Raw genomic sequence first — 22,056 nt, 5'->3', positions numbered from 1 at the left:
TCAGGACTCCTCGGCGGTGAAGCGCTCCGCGTCGGTGCTGCCGTTGGACTTGTTCACGGTGTTGTAGCCGCCGACGGCGTAGACGGTGTTGCCGGTGGTGGTGACGGCCATGCCGGCGCGGGGGACGGCGAGCGCCGGCAGGCGGTCCGCGACGCCGTCCTTGTCGCACCACCACTGGTACATCCGCTCGCCGTCGTGGCCGCCGAGGACGCACAGGCCGTAGCCCTCCAGGACGACGGCGGAGGGCGCCTCGCGGGGCTGGGGGAGCCTCAGCGACGGGGGTTTCACCTCGCCCTGGACGACGGTGTCGATGTCGGCGTACGTGGTGCCGTCGCCGTTGCCGCCGATGAACCACGCGGTGCCGGCGCCGTCGGTGCCGGCGGTGAGCTTCGTGCGGGGGTGCTGCAGCCGGCCGGTCAGCTGGGTCCAGGCGGTGCCGTCCGGGTTGAGCTTCCAGATGGTGTCCCTCGCCCTGCCGTCGCTGCCGGTGCCGCCGGCGAAGATCGTGGTAGTGCCGTCGTGGACGGCCGCGCCGGCCAGACGGGGCTCGGGCAGCGGGGTGCCGGCGCTCCAGCGGTCGCCGTCCAGGACGTACGTGTTGGCGGTGGCGCCGCGCCCGGTGTAGCCGCCGAGGATCTTCAGCTGGTTGCCGGGGGTCACCACGACGGCCATCTGGGTCGTCGCCTGCTGCAGCTCCGGCCCGGGTCTCCACCTGCCGTCACCGGGGTTGAAGATCCAGACGGAGGTGAGCTGCGTGCGGGGGTTGGCGGCGGTCATGCCGCCGATGACGTACAGCTCGCCGTTGAAGAACGCGGCGCCGGCGCCCTCGATCTCGGCCGGGACGCCCTTGTCCACGACGGGGACCTTCGGCAGGGTCTCCCAGGAGCCGAGCGGATCGGGACGGGTGAGGTACCAGCCGGCGGCCCCGGCGAGCACGGCGGCGGCGACCGCGCCGGCGACGAGGGCGAGACGACGCCGCCGTCGGGGGGCCGGCGGTGGCGCGGCGGGAGCGCCCGACACGGACACCGGCGGCGAGGACACCGGCGGCGAGGACACCGGCACACCCGACACGGGCGCGCCGGACATGGGCGGCGAGGACACCGGCACACCCGACACGGGCGCGCCGGACACCGGCAGGCCCGACGCGGGCACCGCCGACACCGGGGCGACCGGCGGCGACACCGGCACCGCGGCGGCGGTCTGCGAGCCGTACACCACGCCGCTGTGCGAGGTCAGCTGCTGCGCCGGGTACCCCTGCGTCTGGTACGGCACGCCCACCGACGCGGTGCCGGTGGCGGGCGCACCGGCCAGCTCGGCGGGGTGGACCACGGCGCCCTCGGCGACCGGCAGCTCCGGCTGCTCCAGGACGGTCGGCACCACGCCGAGGGAGCGGTGCAGCATGCGGGCGACCAGCGGTACCCGCGACGAGCCGCCGACGAGCATGATCCCGGCGAGCCGGTCGGGGGCGAGCCGGCAGCCGGCGACGACCCGGGCGGTCTCCGCGACGGTCTGCCGCAGCATCGGCTCGACCAGCGACTCCAGCTCGTCGCGGGTGAGGTGCAGGGCGGCCTCGACGCCGGGGACGGAGACCGGGGCGGTGGCGGTGCGCGACAGCATCTCCTTCGCGCCGCGGACGTCCTCCCAGAACAGGCGCCGGTCGCGGCGGTCCTGCGCGGTCGCCGGCTGCTGCAGGCGCTGCCAGGCGACCGGGTCGGTACGGCGCAGCAGGCCGCCGACGTGCTCGACCAGGGTGGCGTCGAGGTCGAGGCCGCCGACGTCCTCGAGGCCGCCGGCGCCGATGACGGTGAAGCCCGCCTCGTCGTGGCGCACGACGGCGATGTCGACGGTGCCGCCGCCGAAGTCGTAGACGACCATGGCGGCGCCGCGCGGCAGCGGGTGGTTGAGGGCGCTGATGAAGTAGCGGGCGGCCGCGACGGGCTCGGGGACGAGGGTCACCTGCCGCCAGCCGGCCCGGGTGGCCGCCTCCTGCAGCAGGGTCCGGCGGGTGTACGCCCACGACGCCGGATACGTGAGCACGACCGGCGGCGGGGTGCGGGTGACCTCGGCGACGCCGGCGGCGACGGCGCCGAGCACCGCGGCGAGCATCTCCCGGGTCGGGACCTCGGTGTTGCCGAGCAGGACGGTGGGCTCGTCGATGCGCCGCTTCGGGTTCGGCTCGTAGCGGGCCGGGTCGAGCTGGGCGAGGCGTTGCGCGTCGCGGCCGACCGCGAGCTGCCCGTTGTCCTGCAGGTACACCGCGGACGGCATGAGCGGCGCGCCGTCGAACAGCACCGGGCGGCGCCGGCCGTCGGGGGAGCGGATGACCGCGACGGTGTTGGAGGTGCCCAGGTCGATGCCGACGACGTGTCCCGTCATGATGCGCTCCTAGCGGCGGTGCGGGGCACCATGTCGGGGGAGTAGGTGGCGGTGAAGTACGGCTGGGCGATGCCGGCGGCGAACGCCTTCGACGCCGCCGGGGTGGCCGCGATGCGCCAGTCGGTCTCCTTGACCGACTCGTACCAGAGGAAGCCGATGATCTCGGGGTGCTTCGGCAGCGTCCGGAGCAGGTCGGTGATCCACTCCGCCTTGCGGCCGGCCGCGTCGGTGGCGGCGACCTCGGTGACGACGACGGGCCGCTTCGAGATCGCCGCGACGGACGTGAGGGTTCTGCGGTAGATCTGGTCGAAGGTCTGGTACTGCTCGAGGCCGTCGGTGCCGTAGTACCCGGACAGGCCGACCCAGTCGACGTAGGCGTCGCCGGGGTACAGCTGCTGCAGCGGGGTGGAGCCGTCGTAGGCGACGTTGGGGCTCCACACCCAGATGACGTTGCCGGCGCCGGCGGCCTCGAACAGGTCGTGCATGTGCCGCCAGGCGGCGACGTAGTCGCCCTTGCGGTTGCCGTTGGCCGACTCGCACCACGGGTACCAGTAGCCGTTCATCTCGTGCGCGAAGCGGATCGCGACCGGGTAGCCGAGGCTCTTCACGCCGGCCGCCCAGGCCTTGACGTAGTCGTCGTAGGCGCCGCCGGTGATCCGCGACAGCCGGTAGTCGGGCTGGTCGCCGCGCTGCCGGTCCTGCTTGGACTCCGACCGGAAGTTCCACGGCTCCCAGGCGAGCATCGGCAGCATGCCGCGGTTCGCGATGCGGTCGAACGGCTGCCGGTCGAACGTCTTCGCCACCGCCCAGCCCTGCGCGAACATCATCACCTGCGGCGGCTTGCCGGCGGCGGCGACGAACCCGTCGTACTCGGTGAGGTCGGCCGGGCCGCGGGAGGTGAACACGCCGAAGAACGCCTTGCCCGCCGGCGGGAAGGGCTTGCGCTGCCCGGTGCCCGGGCCGGGGGTGAACGTCGGGCGCGGCTCGGTCCGTTTCGTCTCCCACCGCACGGACGGGCCGGTGCCGGCGGCGACCTGCGGCGCGATGACGAACGTGTAGCCGGCGACGAGCAGCAGCACGGCGAGCATGAGCCGGGGCAGCGTGATCACACCGGCTCCTTCGAGGACGACCCGGCGGGCGACACGGCCGGCCCGGCGGGCGACACGGCCGGCCCGGCGGGCGACGTCGCGGGTGCGGCGGGCCGCGCGCCGGGCACGACGATGTCGAGGCCGGGCACGTGCGGCAGGTCCGACAGCCGGATCGTGGACGTGCTGGTGATCGACTCGCGGACCACGGCGGCCTTGCCGCGCACTGTCATGACCAGCGGGCCGGTCTGCTGGGTGAGGTCGGCCTCCTGCTCGGTGATGCGGCGGTTGCGCAGCCGGGTGACCCACGCGATGAGCGGCGGGCTGATCCCGGCGACGACGCTCAGCGCCGACCAGAACCGCAGCGCGTCGGAGTGGTGCCCCAGCCACCAGCTGCCCCCGAGCAGCGCCGCGGACAGTCCGGCCCACACCGCGTGCAGGCGGAACGCCCTGGGCCCGTCGGCGCTGGCGAGGCGGCCCTTCGCGGTCACCGCGTACGCGAGGGGACGGCGCAGCAGCGCGGCGACGCCCGCGGCCACGTACACCGGCACCGCGAACAACGCCAGCAGCATGCCGTGCACGCCCAGCTCGCGCCGCTCGTGCTCGGCGAGGTTGAACCGGCGCAGCCACAGCCACAGCAGCGCCCAGCTGCCCATGCTCGCCGACCACAGCAGCAGCCACAGCTGCCATTCCACGCGCACGGCACCGATGCCGAAGCCCAGGTACGCGGCGGTGGCGACGGTGCCGGACACCGCGGACAGCGCGACGCTCGGGTAGTAGGACTGCACGAGGCCGTAGCAGAGCCGCTGCGAGGCGCTCAGCCGCCGCAGGAACGGCCGGGCCCGCAGCAGGATCTCCCACACCCCGTACGCCCAGCGTTTCTGCTGGTTGAAGTAGTCGGTCCAGGTGGTCGGGCCCTCGCCGACGGCGATGACGTCCGGGGTGTACACGCCCTTCCAGCGCCGGTCGGTGAGCGGGTTCGTCGCGCCCATCACCACCATCGAGGTGAGGTGGTCCTCGATGATGCTGTCCTGGTAGCCGTCGATCAGCGCCCAGGCGAGGGGCCGGTAGAGGTGGTTGGTGCCGATGAGCAGGGGCGCGCCGAGCCCGTTGGCGCCGCGCTCGATGAGGCCGCTGAACAGGTACTGCTGCACCGACGCGCCGTGCACGACCCAGCCGCCGTACATGTTGCCGTACACCTGTGGGGCGACGACGAACGCGACGTCGGGGTCGCGGAAGTAGCCCACGGTGCGCTCCAGGAAGCTGGGCAGCGGCACGTGGTCCGGGTCCATCTGCGCGACCACGTCGTAGACGTGCTCGTGGGTGAAGCGCCACGCGTTGTGGTTGCCGGCCTTCGTCTTGGCCCGGAACGGCCCGTCGGGCTGGTTGAACTCGGGCCGGCCGCGGCGGCTGAAGTGCTGCACGCCGAGCTTCTTCGCCATCGCCTTGACCCGCGGGTCGTTGCCCTCGTCGAGGATCCAGATGTCGACCTGGCCGGGGTAGCGGACCTTCTGCATCGCCTTGAGCGAGCGCTCCACGACGTCGAGCGGCTCCTTCGCCGGCACGATCGTGGTGAGCATCGCGATGCGCAGCCCCGGCTCGGGCACCATCGGCACCGGGTCGGCGGCCTTCCAGGCGAACACCCACACGGCGAGGTTCTGCAGCAGCCGTACCAGCTCGACGAGCAGCACGAAGCAGAACGCGACCCGGGCCACCACCACGTGCCAGTCCAGGACGCCGGACGCCACGCCGGGGATGTGCCGGGGCAGGGCGAGCCAGCCGATGAAGACGATCGCGGTGAGGAGGTTCAGCGAAATGAGGGCGCTGAGCATGAACCGTTGCGCCGGGCGGGCCGTGCTTCTGTACACGACCGGCAGATGGGGACCGGCGGGGGTGGTCAGGGGGCCGGTGAGGGTGTTGCAGGCCGCGTAGGCGCGGTGGGTGTCGGCGTCGCGGAGGCGCCGCGCCAGCGCTCGTTTCTCGGCGGGCGTGGTGCGGACGGTCGCGGCGTGCTCGTCCGCCACGTGCCTGCCTCCCTCACCGGTCGCCTGCACTGATGCGCAGAGCATCGCCTCGACCAGCCCGATCGTAGGTGAGTCCGCCCATCGCGCCGAGCAGGTTCCCGATCGTTTATGCATTGAAAGCAGTAAATGTCTGACATTCCATTCGCGCTGGTGGAGGAGGTTCAGTCGGCGTCGCCGGTGCGATTCGACGGCTGATACAAATTGCCGATGTAGAAGATCCGACAGCGGTCACCCGTTCGGATTACCGGACTTTTCCGGACACGCGGCGGCCGTGAGCGGCTCGTGCCGCCGCCCCGGCGTCCTGGACGGCTCCCGCCGCGGCAGGAACGGGTCGAGCAGCAGCGCCGCCAGCGCCGCGGCGATGAGCACGGCCGCGGCGAGCGCGACCGCCCGCACGCTCACGTCCTCGATGATCACGCCGCCGACGAACGAGCCGGCCGCGATGCCGATGTTGAACGAGGAGCTGCTGCCGGCCGATGCCATGTCGGTGCTGCCCGGCGCGACCTGCAGCACCCGGTTCTGCACCGCGGCCGCGAACGCCGCGTACGCCGCGCCGCTCGTCGCCAGGGCCACGATCGCCGGCACGCGCACGGTGCCGCCGGCGTACAGCACGACCGCCGCCGCGCACAGCAGGGCCATCGGCACGGCGAGGGCCGGCCACGGGTGCCGGTCCAGGAACCTGCCGACCACCAGCGTCCCGGCGATCCCGCCGGCGCCGGAGACCAGCAGCAGCGGCCCGAGCGACGCCGCGGCGAAGTGCGTCACGTCCAGCAGGAACGGCGTCACGTACGTCTGCGCCGTCATCGCCCCGGCCACCCCGAGCGTGGTGACCAGGAGCAGCAGCAGGTACCGCCGCCGGTCCGGCGCGACGGCCCGCGCGGACGCGGCACCGGACGGCAGCGACGCCGGCAGCAGCACCACCACCGCGACGCAGGTCGCCGCGCCGATCACGGCCATCACCCCGAACGCGGCCCGCCACCCCAGCTGCTGGCCGAGCCAGGTGCCGGCCGGCACGCCGAGCACCGGGGCGAGCGCCGCCCCGATCGACATGCGCGCCACGGTGCGGCCCCGCTGTGACGGCGGGAACATCGCCGTGGCGGTCGAGCCGACGATCGACCAGAACAGCGCCTGCGTCGAGGCGACCACGAGCCGCGCCCCGAGCAGCATCGCGTAGCCCTGCGCGACCGCCGACACCGCCGTGGCGGCCGCGGACAGGCCGAGCGTCGCGCCGAGCAGCAGCCGCCGCGGCACCCTGCGGGTCACCGCCGCCATCGGCACCGACAGCAGCACCACGACCGCCGCATACCCGGTGAGCAGCATCCCCACCTCGGCCCGGCTGCGCCCCAGGTCGTCGGCGATCAGCGTCAGCAGCCCGATCGGCAGCACCTCGACAGTGACGAAGATGAACGTCGCCACCGCCAACGCGGCGAGGGCGGCGTCGGCGCGGCGTTCCACACCGCCCACCTTAAAGCGTGTTTAGGGTGGTCCATGGCCCTCATGCGCTGTGATTTCTTCTCCGACGTCCTCGGCTTCAGCACCTCGATGACCGTGGTGCTGCCCCAGCGCACGAGCGGGCAGATCGGCATGTCCGGCAGCGGCCGCGACGGCGACCTGCCCACCCTCTACCTGCTGCACGGCCTCAGCGACGACGACACCACCTGGACCCGCCGCACCTCGATCGAGCGGTACGTCGCCGACCTCGGCATCGCCGTCGTCATGCCCCAGGCGCACCGCAGCTTCTACACCGACGAGGTGTGGGGCCGCCCGTACGGGACGTTCGTCGCCGACGAGCTGCCGGCGATCGCGCGCAGCTTCTTCCGGCTCTCCGCCCGCCCCTCGGAGACATACGTGGCGGGCCTGTCGATGGGCGGCTACGGCGCGTTCAAGCTCGCCCTGCGCCACCCGGACCGCTACGCCGCCGCCGCCAGCCTCTCCGGCGTCCTCGACCTCGGCGAACGCGTGCGCACCCAGGACTTCGACGTCGACCCGATGATGTGGCGCCGCGTGTTCGGCGACACCCCGTTCGACGGTGGCGACAACGACCTGTTCGCCCTACTCGACAAGGTCACCGACCCGCCGCCGCTGTTCCAGTGGTGCGGCACCGAGGACGTCCTGTACGAGGGCAACGTCCGCTTCCGCGACGCCTGCACCGCCCGCGGTGTGCCGCTGACCTCCCAGTTCGGTCCCGGCACCCACGAGTGGTCGCACTGGGACGACAAGATCCGCGACGTCCTCGCCTGGCTCCCGCTGCCGTCCTGACCCGCCCGCCGGCACTGGCCGCGGCTCAGAGCTGCACGGCGAGATCCGCGCGGACGGTGGGGCTGTGCCCGCGGGCGACCTCGAAGGCGAGCTCCTCCGACTCGTCGCCGTCCGCCACGGGGAACCGCTCGCTCGTCCAGGCGCACTCGCAGCGCGCCTGGTAGTAGTCGGGTTCGTCGCCGGTACGGCCGGACAGCAGCCACACGCTGACCCGGTGACCGGGCTCGAACCGGTAGTTGCCGTGCATCCACAGCGCGAGCACGACCTCGCTGACCAGCAGCTGACCGGCGACGTACCCGCCGCCGAAGCCGACCACGTGGGCCGGTGTGGCGCCGTTGACCAGGTCGCCGAAGACGTTCACGGCGATGTCGGCGACGATCGCCGCGGCCGCCGCCGTCGCCGTGACACTGGTCCGCACCCGCCGCGCCCACACGACGGTGGCCGCGACCCCGGCGAGCAGCCCGGCGCTGATCGTCGCCCAGCCGAGCTGGGCGTGGGCCGCGGCGCCGGCGGCCTGCCACAGGAAGATCCCCGCCGCCGGCGGCAGCAGCGCCAGCAGCGCGTAGTGACCGGCGTGCGGCACGTGCGGCGAGTCGTCGGCCATGCCCGCCATCGTGGCAGCCGCCCGTGACGTCCGTCCATCGGCTCGACGGGTGTCGAATCGAAGGCCCGGCCGCCGGCGGCGGTCAACCGGCGCGGCGGCCCGGGCGTCTGGGTCGTGTCATCGATCGCCACCCCCGGAAGGCCACCGCCATGTGGACGACCACGCTCCGAACCCTGTCCGCCGCCCTCGTCCTCGCCCCGGTCCTCGTGGTGCCGGGCGCCGCGGCCGCGGCGGGGGACCTGCCCGCCCCGACGGGCGTCGCGCCGGTCGCCGGCGCCGCGACCGTGCCGCCCTGGGACCCGCACCCGCCGACCCTGGTCGGGGTCCGCACCGGCCGGCACGAGCACTACGACCGCACCGTCTTCGACTTCACCGGCGGCACCCCCGGATACCGGGTCGAGTACGGCCCGCTGCCCGCCGAGGGCACCGGCGTCCCGGTCCCGGTGGACGGCGCGGCCACGCTGCGGGTCGTCTTCGACGGGGCGTACCCGTACGACGTCGCCACCGGCGCGGCCACGATCGACCTCGGCCGGGTCTACGACCCGCGGCTGCCGATCCTGCGGCAGATCCGCTCCGGCGGCGCTGCCGAGGGGTACGTCAGCTTCGGCCTCGGGGTCGCCGACCGGGTCGGCTTCCGGGTGCTGCGGCTCACCGGCCCGCCGCGGATCGCGGTCGACGTCGCGCACCAGCCCGGCCTGCCGTTCACCACCGAACGGTTCCAGGGCGGCGCCGGCACCGCGGCGCAGGTCCAGGTCGCGGGCGTGCGGGCGGCCGCACACCCCGGCTACGACCGGGTCGTGCTCGACCTGGGCACGGCGGACACCCCGCTGGTCAGCGTCAGCTACACCGGGCCCGCGCCGGCGACGATCCACGTCGGTCTCACCGCCGCCACCACCCGGCCCGGCACCGTGACCGGCCCGAACCCCGTGCCGATCGGGCTCACCCAGGCGCGGTCCGTGGCGTTCACCCGGTACGACAACGGCACCGTCTCGGCGTTCATCACCACGCACCACCGCACCGGGTACCGGGTGCTGCTGCTGGCCGACCCGACCCGCGTCGTGGTCGACATCGCCCACTGAGGCGCGCGACATGGTGGTTCTGCCACAAACGACATCGTCGATCTTCACCCCGTATGCGGGCAGTCCGGGCGGGTGGGAGCGGGCTCACGGGCACGATCCCACCCGCCCGGCATTCCGTTGCCGTAAGTGATCACGTAGGTTCGTGCACGGGGGCATCGGCGAGCAGTGATGTGTGCCCGCGCGCAAAGGGGGTGGGACATGCGGTCGGACACCCTCCGGCAGCAGTCGCGGGACCCGGCCTCGGTGGCCGTCTACCGCGCACCGGTCAGGTTCGCCCGCGACCCGCTCGCCGAGCTCGAGGCGGTCTCCGGCCGCACCGGGGGCCAGATCGTGCGGCTCAACCTCGGGTTCCTGCGGCCGTACCTGGTCACCCGGCCCGACGACGTGCAGCACGTGCTGAGCGCCAACGCCGAGCGGTACGTGCGCGAGGGCATGATGTGGCAGCCGGTGCGCCGGCTGACCGGCAACGGCATCTCCGGCGACGGCCCGCCGTGGCGGGCCAGCCGCGAGGTGCTGCGCCCCATGTTCGCCGCCCGGCACGTCGCCGCCCTGACCGACCTGCTCGCCGCCACCGTCAACGAGGCGGTCGACGCCCTCGACGGGCACGCGGCGACCGGCCGGCCGTTCGACGTGGCCGAGGCGATGACCCGCGTCGCCGACCTCGCGCTCGGCCGGGCGTTCTTCGGCGGCGGCATCGCGGCGGCCGACGGCGACCGGCTCGGCCAGGCCGTCGCGACCGCGTTCACCTCCCTGACCGCCCGGATGCTGCTGCCGTTCGCGCCCCGGTGGCTGCCGCTGCCCGGCGACCGCGCGTTCCGGCGGGCGGTGCGCACCGTCGACGACGTCATGTACCCGCTCGTGGCGCAGCGGCGCCGGCAACCCGACGCCGACGACGTCGTGGCGCTGCTCTGCCAGGCCCGCGACGGCGACGGGCGGCCGCTGGACGACCGGCGCATCCGCGACGACGTCGTCGGCATGTACGTCGCCGGCACCGAGACCACCGCGATGGCCCTCACCTGGCTGTGGGTCGCGCTGGACGCCAACCCCGACGTCGCCCGGCGGCTGCGCGCCGAGGTCGAGGAGGTCGTCGGCGACGAGCGCCCGGCCGCCGCGCACCTGCCGCGGCTGCGGTACACCCGCATGGTCGTCCAGGAGGTGCTGCGGCTGTACCCGTCGGGCTGGTTCCTGCCCCGCACCGCGCTCGCCGACGACGTGGTCGGCGGGGTACGGATCCCGGCCGGCAGCACGGTCGTGATGAGCCCGTACCTCACCCACCGCATGCCGTCACTGTGGGACCGGCCAGACACGTTCGACCCCGAACGCTTCGGCGCCGAGCGGGCGGGCCGGCACCGCTTCGCGTACCTGCCGTTCGCCGGCGGCCCGCACCAGTGCCTCGGCAGCCAGCTGTTCATGGTCGAGGCGCAGCTGGTGGTGGCGGCGATGCTCAGCCGCTTCCGGCCGCGGCTGCGCGACGACGGCCCGGTCCACCCGCGGGCCGCGGTCACCCTGCGTCCCAGCCGCCGGCTGGCCATGACCATCACCCGGCGCGAGCCGTGACCGGCGTGGACGGCGCCGCACCGGCGGGCGCCTCCCCGGTGGGCTTCGCCCCGGCCGGGCCGGGGCCGCTGCGGGCCGCGGCGGCCGAGATCGTGGACGAGGTCGCCACCACCCGGTGGGGCCGCATCTCCCCGTCGGTGTACGAGACCGGCCGCCTCGTCTCGATCGCGCCCTGGCTGGTCGACCACGCCGCCCGCGTCGCGTTCCTGCGCGCCACCCAGCGCCCCGACGGCGGCTGGGGCCAGCCCGGCGGCTACGCGCTCGTGCCGACCCTCAGCGCCACCGAGGCGCTGCTGGCCACCGCCCGCCACGGCGACCCGTCCGCCGCGGAGCCCGCCGGGCAGGGCCTCGACCGGCTCATCGGCTGGCTGACCGGACCCGCGCCGCTGCGCGTCGCCGACGTGCCGGACACCCCGGCGATCGAGCTGATCGTGCCGGCCATGGTCGACCTCGTGAACGCGCACCTCGACGCCCTCACCGACCGGCCGGTGCCCGGCCTGGACCGGTTCGCCGGCGTCCGGCTCGCGACGCCGCCCGGCATGGACGACCGGCCGCTGCGGGCGATCCGCGCGGCCCTCGGCGCCGGCGCGCCGGTGCCGGACAAGCTGCTGCACTCCCTGGAGGTGGTCGGGCCGCTCGCCGGCGAGCAGCAGGTGCACCCGCCGCCGCTCGGCGGGATCGGCGCGTCGCCCGCCGCCTCCGCCGCGTGGCTGGCCGGGCACCCGTCCGGCCCCACCTCGGCGACGCTGCGCTACCTGGAGGCGGTCACCGGTCGCCACGGCGGGCCCGTGTCCAGCGTCGTGCCGATCGCGCCGTTCGAGCGGGCCTGGGTGCTCAGCCTGCTGATCGGCGCCGGGTTCCGGCTCGACCGCCCCGACCGGCTCACCACCGCCCTGGCCGCGCCGCTCGGCCCGGGCGGGCTGGCCGGCGGCGAGGGCCTGCCCCTGGACGCCGACACCACCTCGGTCACCCTGCTGACCCTCGCGCAGCTCGGCGCGGCACCGCCGGTCGACAGCCTGTGGCCGTTCGAGGTCGACACCCACTTCAGCACGTGGCTCGGCGAGCGGACCCCGTCGACGACCACGAACGCGCACGTGCTGGAGCTGTTCGGCCACCACGCCGCCGGGCCCGCCACGCCCGCCCGGGTGGCCGGGCGGGACCGCCTCGTCGTCGCCAAGCTCACCGCGTGGCTGTGCGCGCAGCAACTGCCCGACGGCAGCTGGACCGACAAGTGGCACGCGTCGCCGTACTACGCGACGTTCTGCTGCGTCACCGCGCTGCACCGCTACGGCCGCCCCGCCGGCGGTGGTGACGGCGGCGGGCCGGCCGCCGCGATCCACCGGGCCGTGCGGTGGATCGTCGCGACCCAGGGCGCCGACGGCTCCTGGGGGCGCTGGCAGGGCACGGCCGAGGAGACGGCGTACGCGGTGCAGACCCTGCTGCTCACCGCCCTGGACGAGCCCGGGGTGCACACCGCCGCGGCCGGTGGACTGGCCTACCTCACCGAGACGTTCGGGCAGCAGCCGGACCCGCCGTTGTGGCACGACAAAGATCTCTACGTGCCGCCGCGCATTGTGCGGGCCGCGGTTCTCGCCGCATTCCGGCTGGCCGGATCGGACAATGCAATGCGCCACGGAATGTCGTCCCCGGCCGTGACGGATTAGTTTCGGCACCGAACGTTTACACCCCGGTCACCAGGCAACTTGAGCGGTCGTACGCGCGCTGCTACGGTGCCCGTTGTCGAATGACCGTGACCGCACCACTGCTAGTCCAACATCAACAGCGCATCCCCGTGATCAGGGTAAATCCCAGGTCGATCCGTTGGGCGCGTGGGCTTTCGGGAGACAATGTCATGAGATCCGGCAGCTCACACGTGCGGGTGAAGATCGTCGCCCTGCTGGCGTCGCTCGTCGCGCTCTGGGGCTTCGCCGCGTTCGTGACCCTGCGCGAGGGCCTCAACCTGCTGACCGTCACGACGCTCGACAAGACCGTCGGCCGGCCGGCGGAATCCCTCGTGGACGCGCTGCAGCAGGAGCGGCGCCTCACCGTCGTCTACATCGCCAACCCGACCTCCGAGCGCCGGCAGGCCCTCGCCGACCAGCGCGCCCGCACCGACACCGCGCGCCAGACCTTCGAGCGGCTGGCCCGTGGCGAGGATGCCAGGGATGCCGGCAGTGACACGCTCGACCGGCGAATCGAGAATGTCGTCGGAAAGCTCGGCCGGCTCGGTGAAACCCGCGCCGGTGTCGACGCCCGCACCGCCGACCGGGCACAGACCGCGGCATTCCTCAGCGACATTGTTTCCGACACGTTACTGGTATTCGGTGCACTGTCCTCGCTCGATGACCCGGCAATCATCAACGACGGCCGGACCCTCGTCGAGGCCAGCTACGCCCGGGAGATCCTGTCCCAGGAGGACGCGCTGCTCGCCGGTGTCCTGGCCGCGGGCCGGTTCACCGTGGCCGAGCACACCCAGTTCGTCAAGCTCGTCGGCGCGCAGCGGGTGCGGTACGCGGAGGTCGCCGCCGCGCTGCCCGACGCCGACCGGGCCGCCTACGACGACCTCGTCGGCGGCGACACGTTCAACAAGCTGCGCGCGGCCGAGGACCTGATCGTCGACAAGGGCCGGGTCAACGGGCCGCCACCGATCGACCTGGCGACCTGGCAGAGCACCGTGGAGCCGGTCTTCGTCCAGCTGCGCGAGCTGGTGCTGCGGGCCGCCGACCACCTCATCGACCGCGCCGGCTCCGCCGCGATCGGCGTCATCGTGCGCATCTCGCTCGCCGGTGGCCTCGGCCTGATCGCGGTCGTCGCCTCGATCGTCATCTCGATCACCACCGCCCGGTCCCTGATCCGGCAGCTGGAGCGGCTGCGCACCGCGGCGTTCACCCTCGCCAACGAGCGGCTGCCCGGGGTCGTCGACCGTATCCGGCGCGGCGAGACGGTCGACGTCGCGGCCGAGGCGCCGCCGCTGGCGTTCGGCCGGGACGAGGTCGGGCAGCTCGGCACCGCGTTCAACCAGGTGCAGGAGACCGCGATCCGCACCGCCGTCGAGCAGGCCGAGATGCGCCGCAGCGTCCGCGACGTGTACCTGAGCCTGGCCCGCCGTACCCAGGGCCTGGTGCACCGGCAGCTGACCCTGCTGGACGACATGGAGCGCCGGGAGAACGACCCGGACAACCTCGACGGCCTGTTCCGCCTCGACCACCTCGCCACCCGCATGCGCCGCAACGCCGAGAACCTCATCGTGCTCGCCGGCGCCACCGCCGGGCGGACCTGGCGCCGGCCGGTGCCGGTCATCGACGTCATCCGCGCCGCGGTCGCCGAGGTCGAGGACTACACCCGGGTCACCGTCCCGCCGCCGAACCCGGCCGGCGTCGCCGGTATCGCCGCCGGTGACACCGCCCACCTGCTCGCCGAGCTGATCGAGAACGCGACCGCCTTCTCCCCGCCGCACACCCAGGTGCAGGTGACCGGGCAGCTGGTCACCAACGGCTACGTGGTGGAGGTCGAGGACCGCGGGCTCGGCATGAGCGAGGAGGACCTCGCCGCCGCCAACGCCGAGCTGAAGGCGCCGCCGGAGTTCGTGCTGTCCAGCACCGTCCGGCTGGGGCTGTTCGTCGTCGGCCGGCTCGCGGTGCGGCACGGCATCCGGGTCGAGCTGCGCAGCTCGCCGTACGGTGGGACGACCGCCATCGTGCTGATCCCGGCGGCGCTCGTCGTGGCCACCGAACCGCTGGGGGCGCCGCAGGCGGAGCCCGCGGTGGCGGCGCAGCCGGAGCTGGCGGCCGCCGACCAGGGCGCCCCGGTCACGGCGATGCACGCGACCGCGCGCACCGGTGGCCTGCTGGTCGCCGCGGCCCCGGTGCGGACGGCCGCACCGGCCGCCCGGCCGCCGGCGCTGGTCCCCGCACCGGCCGCCCCGGCGCCGACGGCTTCCCCGGCCCCTTCCTCGGCCCCGGTCGCCGTGAGTCAGGCGGCGCCGCCCGCGCCCGCCGCGCCCACCGCGCCTCCGGTGCCGTCCGTGCCCGCGTCGTCCGTGCCCGCCACGCCGTCCGTGCCCGCCATGTCGTCCGTGCCCGCCACGCCGTCCGTGTCTGCCGGGTCCTCCGTGCCCGCGGCGCCGGCCGTGCCCGCCGCTCCCGCCGCGCCGGTGCCGGTCGCGCTGCCGCCGACGCCGAACGGCCTGCCCCGCCGGGTCCGCCAGACCGGGTCGAACGGCGCGGCGCAGGACACCACCAACGGGGCGGCCGGCAACGCGCCCCTGAGCCCCGAGGAGACCCGCCACCGCTGGGCCAGCTACCAGCAGCAGACGGTCCGCGGCCGGGAGCAGGCCGAGCAGGCCGAGCAGGCCGGGCAGGCCGGGCAGGTGGTGCAGGCGTCCGACGGCACCGGTGAGCCGGGCGACCGGCCGGAAACCGACGGCGAGAACCGGTAAGTGCGGCGGGACCTGGTAGAAGGAGACAGTTCGGTGCAGCAGAAACATCCGGTCGCTGAGTTGCAGTGGTTGCTCAACGATCTCGTCAAACGCGTCGGGCACCTGCAGCAGGCGGTGGTGCTGTCGGCCGACGGGCTGCTGCTCGCCGCGTCCGACGGGCTCACCAAGGACGACGCGGACCACTTCGCCGCCATCGCCTCCGGCCTGCAGAGCATCGCCCGCGGCGCGGGCCGCCGCTTCGGCACGGGCGCCGTGCGGCAGACGATCGTCGAGATGGAATCCGGGTTCATGCTGGTGACGGCCGCCGGGCACGGCGCCTTCCTGGCGGTCCTGACCGGCTCCGACGCCGACATCGGCCTCATCACGTACGAGATGGCCATGCTGGTCGCCCGGGTCGGCAAGTACCTGGCCACCGCCGAGCGAACCCCCGCGGACGCGGTTGACGCGACGTGAACGGGCAGACCGACGGGCCCGCCTGGGCTGACGACGAGGCCGGACCGTTCGTCCGGCCGTACGCGATGACACAGGGACGCACCCGTCCGTCCGAAGGCGAGTTCGATCTCATCGCGGTGGTCGTCGCGACGCAGCCGGCCGGCGCGGCCCGCGCCGACCTGCACCCGGAGCAGGCCGCGATCCTCAATCTGTGCCAGCGGCCGCTGTCCGTGGCCGAGGTGTCGGCGCACCTGCACCTGCCGCTCGGCACCGTCCGGGTGCTGCTCGGCGACCTGCTCAGCGCCGGGCAGATCCTGACCAGCGGGCCCCGGTCGACCGCGCAGCCGCAACGCCACCATTTACTCAAGGCGGTCATCAATGGTCTCAACGCTCTCTGAACCGGCCGGCGGTGGCGGGCCGCTGCCCTCCACCGTGAAGATCCTGATCGCCGGCGGGTTCGGCGCCGGCAAGACCACGTTCGTCGGTGCGGTCAGCGAGATCGAGCCGCTGACCACCGAGGAGCGGCTCACCGAGGTCGGCATCGGCATCGACGACACCTCCGGCGTCGACGCGAAGACCACCACCACCGTGGCCATGGACTTCGGCCGGATCACCATCACCGCCGACCTCGTGCTGTACCTGTTCGGCACCCCGGGCCAGGACCGGTTCTCGTACCTGTGGGACGAGCTGGCCCTGGGCGCGATCGGCGCGGTCGTGCTCGCCGACACCCGCCGGCTCGCCGACTGTTTTCCGTCGGTCGACTACTTCGAGCGCCACGGCACGCCGTTCATCGTGGCGGTCAACTGCTTCGACGGCGCCCCGGTCTACGACGCCGAGGAGGTGCGGCTGGCGCTCGACCTCGATCCGCAGGTCCCGCTGGTCCTGTGCGACGCGCGCAACCGCAAGAGCGCCAAGCAGGGGCTGATCAGCCTGGTGGAGCACGTCATGGCCATGGAGGAGCCCGTCCCGGTCGGCTGACCGTATGATCATGAAGTGACCGCGATCGCTGACCTGCTCGCCCCGCGGGAGGCCGGCGCGGTCTGCGCCGTCGCCAGCCACGTCCAGCGCGACCTGATCGCCTGCGCCGGCGCATATCCGGACCTGTTTCCCGCCAAGCCCTTCGACGGCCCGTTCTTCAGCACGATCGCCCTGGCGAACACGTTCTGCGCGCCGTGGCTGAGCGCGGGGCAGCTCCGCCCCGCCAACCGCATCACAATGTGGATCTTCGCGGTGGACCGGCTGATGGACCTGCTCGCCACCACCCAGGCGGAGATCGACGACATCGTGGCCCGGTGCCTCGCCGTCGTCGACGGCACCCCGGCCCCGGCCGGTGACCAGCTCGCCGGCCTCCTCGCCGAGATCCGCGCCGAGCTCGCCACCTCGCCCGCGTTCCCCGCGCTCGCCGGGATCTGGCAGGACGACGTACGCCGGATGCTCGAGTCGATGGCGCGCGACTGGCGGTGGAAGTCCGACCCCGCCCGGGCGCTGCCCACATTGGACGAATACCTGGCCGGCGCCGAGTTCGGCTACTCGCTGGTGTTCCTGTCGCACTGGATCGCCACGACCGCCGCACCGGTCACCGACGTCGACGCGCTGGTCGACGCGGGCCGGCTGGTCCAGCGGATCATCCGGATCCTGAACGACTACGGCACGTACGAGCGCGACGTCACCTGGGGCGACGTCAACGCCCTGCTGCTCGGCGTCGACCGGGAGACCGTCGACGCGCGGCTGGCCGAGCTGATCGCGCAGGCCGGCGAGCAGCTCGCGCCGCTGATGGCGACGAACCGCCCGCTGGCGGTGTTCCTCGCCCGGCACATCACCTTCAACCAGGGCTTCTACGGCCTCGCCGACTACTGGGGCAGCCGCTGAGGAGCGGACCGGAGAAGTTCGCCGGTCCGGCATTGCACGGCGGCGTCCGTCAGATGCACTGCGCTACCGAAGAAGGGAGTGCACCGCTGATGGACGAGCCGGAGTTCGACACGTTCTTCCGCACCACGATGCCGATGCTGCTGGGCTATCTCATCAAGTCCAGCTGGAACCTGGAGCAGGCCAAGGACGCCGCCACCGAGGCGATGATCGACGCGTACAAGCAGTGGGACACGATCGAGCACCCGAAGGCCTGGGTGTACAAGGTGGCGGCCCGGCACCTGCACCGCATCCGCGGCCGGGAACGCGACCACGACCACGCCGACGTCGTCCAGACGGACCCCGCCGACCCGGACGGCGTCGCCGCCCTCGACCTCGGCGAGGAGCACCGGCGGGTGATGGCGGCGCTGCGGAGCCTGCCGCCGAACCAGCGGAAGGTGTTCGCGCTGCACTACGACGGCTGGAAGCACACCGAGATCGCGGACCACCTCGGCATGACCGAGGGCACGGTCCGGTCGCACCTGCGGCACGCCCGGGAAAATCTGAAACGACGCCTCGATGCAGACACCGCGACGCGGGATGAGGAGTGATCATGGACGAGCAGATCCGCGACGACGAGTTCCGTGCGGTGCAGGAGCGGTACCGGCGGGCCGACGAGGAGCTCCTCGCCCGCATCGGCGAGCGTGTCGACCTCGACGACCTGCTGCTGCGGGTGAAGAACAGCGAACGGTTCACCCACGAGGAGCTCACCGAGGTCGTCGCCACCTGGCAGGCGCAGCTGGCCGCGGGCGTGCGCGGCGGTCAGGCCGCCTACATCACCCCGGTGGACGACCGCGCCGTGTTCACGGCCCTGGTCGGGCGGGCCCCGGAGCGGCTCGAGGCGTGGCCGGAGCTGCACGCCGGGCTGCACGACGGGGCGTGGACGGTGTCGCTGTGGCTGCCGGCGTTCGCCGGCCCCGGCGTGCGCGCCGTCGCGTTCATGGTCGAGGGGCCGGCCTCGGCGAGTGTCGAGCTGACGGTCTCGCCCGACGACGACGGCGTCGAGCTCACCGGGTCCATGCCGGCCGCCGGGCTGACCGGCAACCCGGTCATCGGTGTGCGGGTGACCGGTGTCCGGTGACGGTGTCGTCCCGGCCGGGTCGTGGGAGGAGGTGCTCGCCGCGGCCGAGGCGACCACGGACCCGGCGCAGCGGCAGTCGCTGCTGGCGATCGTGTGCCTGTCCGCCGACTCGCAGACCCGCGAGCCACGCGCCGGCGGCGCGACGGACGGACCCGCGAAGCGGCCGGGCCGGCCGAACCCGGCCGTCGTCCGTGTCGCCGCCGAACGGCTGCTCGCCCACACCGGTGACGCCCCCGCCGACCGGTTCGCCGCGTACGGCCGGGTCGTCGGGCTCGTCAGCGCGTACGCGTCCGCGCAGCCGCCCAGGCCCGGCGAGCCGCACCACGACGACCTCGAGACCCGGGTGGCGTACCAGCGCCGGGCGGTCGAGCTGGCTCGTGACCTCGACGACCCGCTCCTGCTCGGCTGGTGCATGACGCGCCTCGGCCGTTCGCTGCAGGCGGTGCGGCAGTGGACCGCCGCCGTCGACCTGCTGCGCGAGGCCGCCGAACAGGTGCTCACCGAGGCGCCGGACGCGCCCGGCCCGTTCGCCGCGACGCTGGTCACCTGGCCGGAACCGCGCGACGAGCTGGTCCGGGCGATCGCCATCAGGTCGCTGAAGTGGCTGACCCTCACCGCGGAGAACCTCGGTGACATCGAGCTGGTCGACCGGTACGTGGGCCGGCTGCTGCCGCTCGCCGACCCGATCCGGGACACCCGGCCGTCGCTGGCGCTCGAGGCGTACACCAGGCTCGCGGCCGTGGCCCGCAAACGCGGCGACCGGGACACGTTCCGCCGGGTCGAGCAGGAGGTCCGGCGCTGGGCCGAGACGTCCGGCAACGAGCTGGTCAACCGGCGGGCGCTGTCGATCGCCGCGTACAACGCCGCCCACCTCGGCGACCGTGACCTGGCCTACGACCTGTTCGTCCAGCGGGTCGAGCTGAGCGTGGCCGGCACCCCCGGCGCCCCGGCCGCCGGCGCCCCGCCGGAGGCGTACCTGCCCGTGGCCGCGGCACTCGAAACGGCGGGCATCCGGGGCCGCCGCCTGTCGCTCGGCAACGCCGCCTACGACGCGGCCGACCAGCTGTGGCGGTCCGGCCGCACCGGGGGGTCGGAGGCGGACCGGCGGCTCGCCAACGGCTGGCTCGACGTCGCCGCCGCCGCGTACCGCCTGGATGGGCACAACGGCCTGATCGCGACCGACCTCATGCGGGCCCGGCTGCAGGCCGACGAGGGCGAGCCGGCGCAGCGGCTGGCGGCGGCCCGGACCGCGGTGCGGGCGAGCCGGGAAGGGCTGCGGGCCGGGCTGCGGATCAACGCCGCGGTCGACGCCGCGCGGTGGTGCGCGCCCGGCGACCCCGACGTGCTCGGCCAGCTCGACGAGCTGCTCGCCCAGGCGCTGCCCGTCCACCGGGGCAAGCTGCTGGCGGCGCGGGCCGACTGGTGGCGCCGCACCGCCGAGCATGCCGACGCGGCCGGGACGGGGTCCGGCGACGCGTGGGCCAGGGCCGAGCGGGACGCGCTCGACGCGACCGGGCTCCTCGCCGTCGACGGCGTGTCCCTGGACACCACGGCGCTGGTCAGCGCCTGGCAGATCGCGGCGCAGGCGTGCGGCCGGCCCGGCACGGCCGACGCCCGCCGCCTGAGCCGCCTGCTGTCCGCGGTACAAGGGGTCGCCGGGCTGTTCGTCACCGTCTCCACGCCGGCCGGGCGGGAACGCCTGACCGTGCGGTACCGGACCCTGTTCCGCGAGGCGGCCGACCTCGCCCTCGCCCTGGCCGACCCCGCCGCCGCGGACCTGATCATGGAGGCCGTCCGCCGGGACCGGGTCGGGATCATGCTCACCGAGCTGGCCGGCCGCCCCGACATCACCGCCGAGATCAGGACGGTGGCCGAGCGGATCATCGCGGCCAACAACGCGGTCCCGACGCTGGCCGAGGACCAGGACGAGCCGGAGGCGGAGCCGGGCTCCGGCCAGCGGGCGCTGCACCGGGCGAGCGAGGCGATCAGCGCCCGGCGCAAGGCCAGCGTCGCGCAGGCCGACGAGATCCTCGGCATCATCGGCGCCCTGTCCGACGGCCGTTGCGTGCTCCACGCCGACAGCCGGCAGATCGTGCGCCGGGTCGCCGCGTCCGGCACCACCACCGTCCTGCTCCAGCTCATGCCGAGCACGATGAGCATCCTCGACGTGCCCGGCGCGCCCGCCGTGCTGTACCGCCGGCTCACCTGGATCACCGGCGACGGCACCGAGCACGACCTGTTCGACGTGGTGCCACTGCCGGGCCGGGTCAGCCGGCTGTCGCGGTACGACGCCAGGTACTGGCGGACCCTGGAACAGCTGCGTGACGCGCTGCTGCCGCCCGCCCTCCTCGACCTGCTGCGCGGCCGCACCCGGGCCGACCCGCTGCGGATCCTGGTCATCCCCACCGGCCTGTTCGACGTCGCCTTCGACGCCCTGCGGGCCGACGACGACCGCCACCTCCTGGACGTCGCCGTCGTCACCGTCCACGCCTCCCTGACGACGGTGGCCCACCTGCTCGGCACCCAGCGTGCCACCATGGACGCGCACGCGATCGCGGTGTACGACACCGAGGAACTCACCCACACGAAGGCGGAGCTCGACGCGCTCCGGCTGCACCTGCACAATCTGGTGGAGCTCAGCGAGCGCCTGCCGCTGCTGGAGGCGCTGCGCGAGCCCACCGAACCGGCGCCGGCCCTGTTCGCCATGGCCGTGCACGGCGACGACGACCCCGACCACGGCTGGGGCCAGTCCAAACGCCTCCCCGACGGCAACGTCCTCACCGCCGCCGAGGCGCTGGCCCTGCACTTCCCGCCCGTGTGTGTCCTCGCCTCGTGCTACTCCGGCGTCCGCCTCCGCGGCGGCGTCGAGCTGGCCGGCTTCCCGCTCGCCCTGTTCTCCCGCGGCGCGCACGCGGTCGTCGGCAGCCTGTACGCCATCGACGACGAAGCGACCGCCGAGATCATGAGCGCCTTCTGGGCCGCCCTCGCCGGCAACACGGGCGTCGCCGCGGCGCTGCGGACGGCGAAACTCTCCTGGCTCGACGCCCGCCCCGCCAACCGGCTCATCCCACGGACCTGGGCCGGCCTCTTCGTCCTCGGAGGCCTCGACGTCTGAACTCCGGCGCCGGCTGCCGGACGCACCGTGCGGTGCCGGCAGCCGAGGCCTCGCGGCGCGGCCGTCACGGGGGCGTGGCGCGGCGGGGGGACGCCGGGGAT

Annotated in this window: 17 protein-coding genes; 12 read left to right on the top strand and 5 right to left on the bottom strand. The window is 74.1% G+C overall.

Going from position 1 to position 22,056, the window contains the following annotated elements:
- The 4 genes from OP18_RS61930 to OP18_RS24845 all read right to left on the bottom strand — a co-directional run bounded on the left by OP18_RS61930 (nucleotide 1) and on the right by OP18_RS24845 (nucleotide 6,940).
- Nucleotides 1-2,376, bottom strand: a complete 2,376-nt coding sequence (locus OP18_RS61930; RefSeq protein ID WP_052387261.1) for an Hsp70 family protein — start codon at nucleotides 2,374-2,376, stop codon at nucleotides 1-3.
- Entirely contained in the window at nucleotides 2,373-3,485 is a 1,113-nt protein-coding gene (locus tag OP18_RS24855) for a glycoside hydrolase family 26 protein (RefSeq protein WP_033361404.1), read from the bottom strand. The genes OP18_RS61930 and OP18_RS24855 overlap by 4 nt, the downstream gene beginning before the upstream one ends.
- Nucleotides 3,482-5,485 carry a glycosyltransferase family 2 protein gene (locus OP18_RS24850; protein WP_245635511.1) on the bottom strand — a complete coding sequence of 668 codons (2,004 nt, stop codon included), beginning with the start codon at nucleotides 5,483-5,485 and terminating at the stop codon, nucleotides 3,482-3,484. The genes OP18_RS24855 and OP18_RS24850 overlap by 4 nt, the downstream gene beginning before the upstream one ends.
- A gap of 228 nt (nucleotides 5,486-5,713) precedes the next feature.
- Nucleotides 5,714-6,940, bottom strand: a complete 1,227-nt coding sequence (locus OP18_RS24845; protein ID WP_052387259.1) for an MFS transporter — start codon at nucleotides 6,938-6,940, stop codon at nucleotides 5,714-5,716.
- A 33-nt stretch (nucleotides 6,941-6,973) separates the two neighbouring features.
- On the opposite strand from OP18_RS24845, the gene OP18_RS24840 reads away from it, so the two are divergent.
- Complete coding sequence (locus OP18_RS24840) at nucleotides 6,974-7,744, top strand: alpha/beta hydrolase (RefSeq protein ID WP_033361403.1); 771 nt, start codon at nucleotides 6,974-6,976, stop codon at nucleotides 7,742-7,744.
- A 25-nt stretch (nucleotides 7,745-7,769) separates the two neighbouring features.
- On the opposite strand, the gene OP18_RS24835 is transcribed toward OP18_RS24840, so the two are convergent.
- Nucleotides 7,770-8,348 (bottom strand): hypothetical protein, encoded by a 579-nt coding sequence (locus OP18_RS24835; RefSeq protein WP_033361402.1) that lies wholly within the window; start codon nucleotides 8,346-8,348, stop codon nucleotides 7,770-7,772.
- 149 nt (nucleotides 8,349-8,497) lie between these two features.
- On the opposite strand from OP18_RS24835, the gene OP18_RS52960 reads away from it, so the two are divergent.
- From OP18_RS52960 to OP18_RS24780, 11 genes are all read left to right on the top strand, one after another.
- Complete coding sequence (locus tag OP18_RS52960; protein ID WP_052387258.1) at nucleotides 8,498-9,427, top strand: AMIN-like domain-containing (lipo)protein; 930 nt, start codon at nucleotides 8,498-8,500, stop codon at nucleotides 9,425-9,427.
- A 198-nt stretch (nucleotides 9,428-9,625) separates the two neighbouring features.
- The gene (locus OP18_RS24825) at nucleotides 9,626-10,984 is read left to right on the top strand and encodes a cytochrome P450 (protein WP_033361401.1); all 1,359 of its coding nucleotides are present in this window, start codon (nucleotides 9,626-9,628) and stop codon (nucleotides 10,982-10,984) included.
- Complete coding sequence (locus OP18_RS24820; RefSeq protein ID WP_063745576.1) at nucleotides 10,981-12,648, top strand: prenyltransferase/squalene oxidase repeat-containing protein; 1,668 nt, start codon at nucleotides 10,981-10,983, stop codon at nucleotides 12,646-12,648. Before OP18_RS24825 ends, OP18_RS24820 begins: the two co-directional genes overlap by 4 nt.
- Before the next feature lie 188 nt (nucleotides 12,649-12,836).
- Entirely contained in the window at nucleotides 12,837-15,422 is a 2,586-nt protein-coding gene (locus OP18_RS51415; protein ID WP_081971068.1) for a sensor histidine kinase, read from the top strand.
- A 33-nt stretch (nucleotides 15,423-15,455) separates the two neighbouring features.
- Nucleotides 15,456-15,875, top strand: a complete 420-nt coding sequence (locus OP18_RS24810; RefSeq protein ID WP_033361400.1) for a roadblock/LC7 domain-containing protein — start codon at nucleotides 15,456-15,458, stop codon at nucleotides 15,873-15,875.
- Entirely contained in the window at nucleotides 15,872-16,252 is a 381-nt protein-coding gene (locus OP18_RS24805; RefSeq protein ID WP_033361399.1) for a DUF742 domain-containing protein, read from the top strand. The genes OP18_RS24810 and OP18_RS24805 overlap by 4 nt, the downstream gene beginning before the upstream one ends.
- On the top strand, nucleotides 16,233-16,832 hold the full coding sequence (locus OP18_RS24800; RefSeq protein ID WP_033361398.1) for a GTP-binding protein: 600 nt from the start codon (nucleotides 16,233-16,235) through the stop codon (nucleotides 16,830-16,832). The genes OP18_RS24805 and OP18_RS24800 overlap by 20 nt, the downstream gene beginning before the upstream one ends.
- 15 nt (nucleotides 16,833-16,847) lie before the next feature.
- Complete coding sequence (locus OP18_RS24795; RefSeq protein WP_033361397.1) at nucleotides 16,848-17,723, top strand: terpene synthase family protein; 876 nt, start codon at nucleotides 16,848-16,850, stop codon at nucleotides 17,721-17,723.
- A gap of 89 nt (nucleotides 17,724-17,812) precedes the next feature.
- On the top strand, nucleotides 17,813-18,310 hold the full coding sequence (locus OP18_RS24790; protein ID WP_052387256.1) for an RNA polymerase sigma factor: 498 nt from the start codon (nucleotides 17,813-17,815) through the stop codon (nucleotides 18,308-18,310).
- 2 nt (nucleotides 18,311-18,312) lie between these two features.
- Nucleotides 18,313-18,840, top strand: coding sequence for a hypothetical protein (locus OP18_RS24785; RefSeq protein WP_156089744.1), 528 nt, complete (start codon nucleotides 18,313-18,315; stop codon nucleotides 18,838-18,840).
- Entirely contained in the window at nucleotides 18,830-21,955 is a 3,126-nt protein-coding gene (locus OP18_RS24780; protein WP_033361395.1) for a CHAT domain-containing protein, read from the top strand. The genes OP18_RS24785 and OP18_RS24780 overlap by 11 nt, the downstream gene beginning before the upstream one ends.
- Nucleotides 21,956-22,056: the final 101 nt, after the last annotated feature.

Origin of the sequence: Dactylosporangium aurantiacum, from assembly GCF_000716715.1 — a bacterium.
Classification (GTDB): Bacteria; Actinomycetota; Actinomycetes; order Mycobacteriales; family Micromonosporaceae; genus Dactylosporangium; species Dactylosporangium aurantiacum.
Note: the sequence above shows the minus strand (reverse complement) of the source record. Positions and strands in the feature narration are given on the sequence as shown.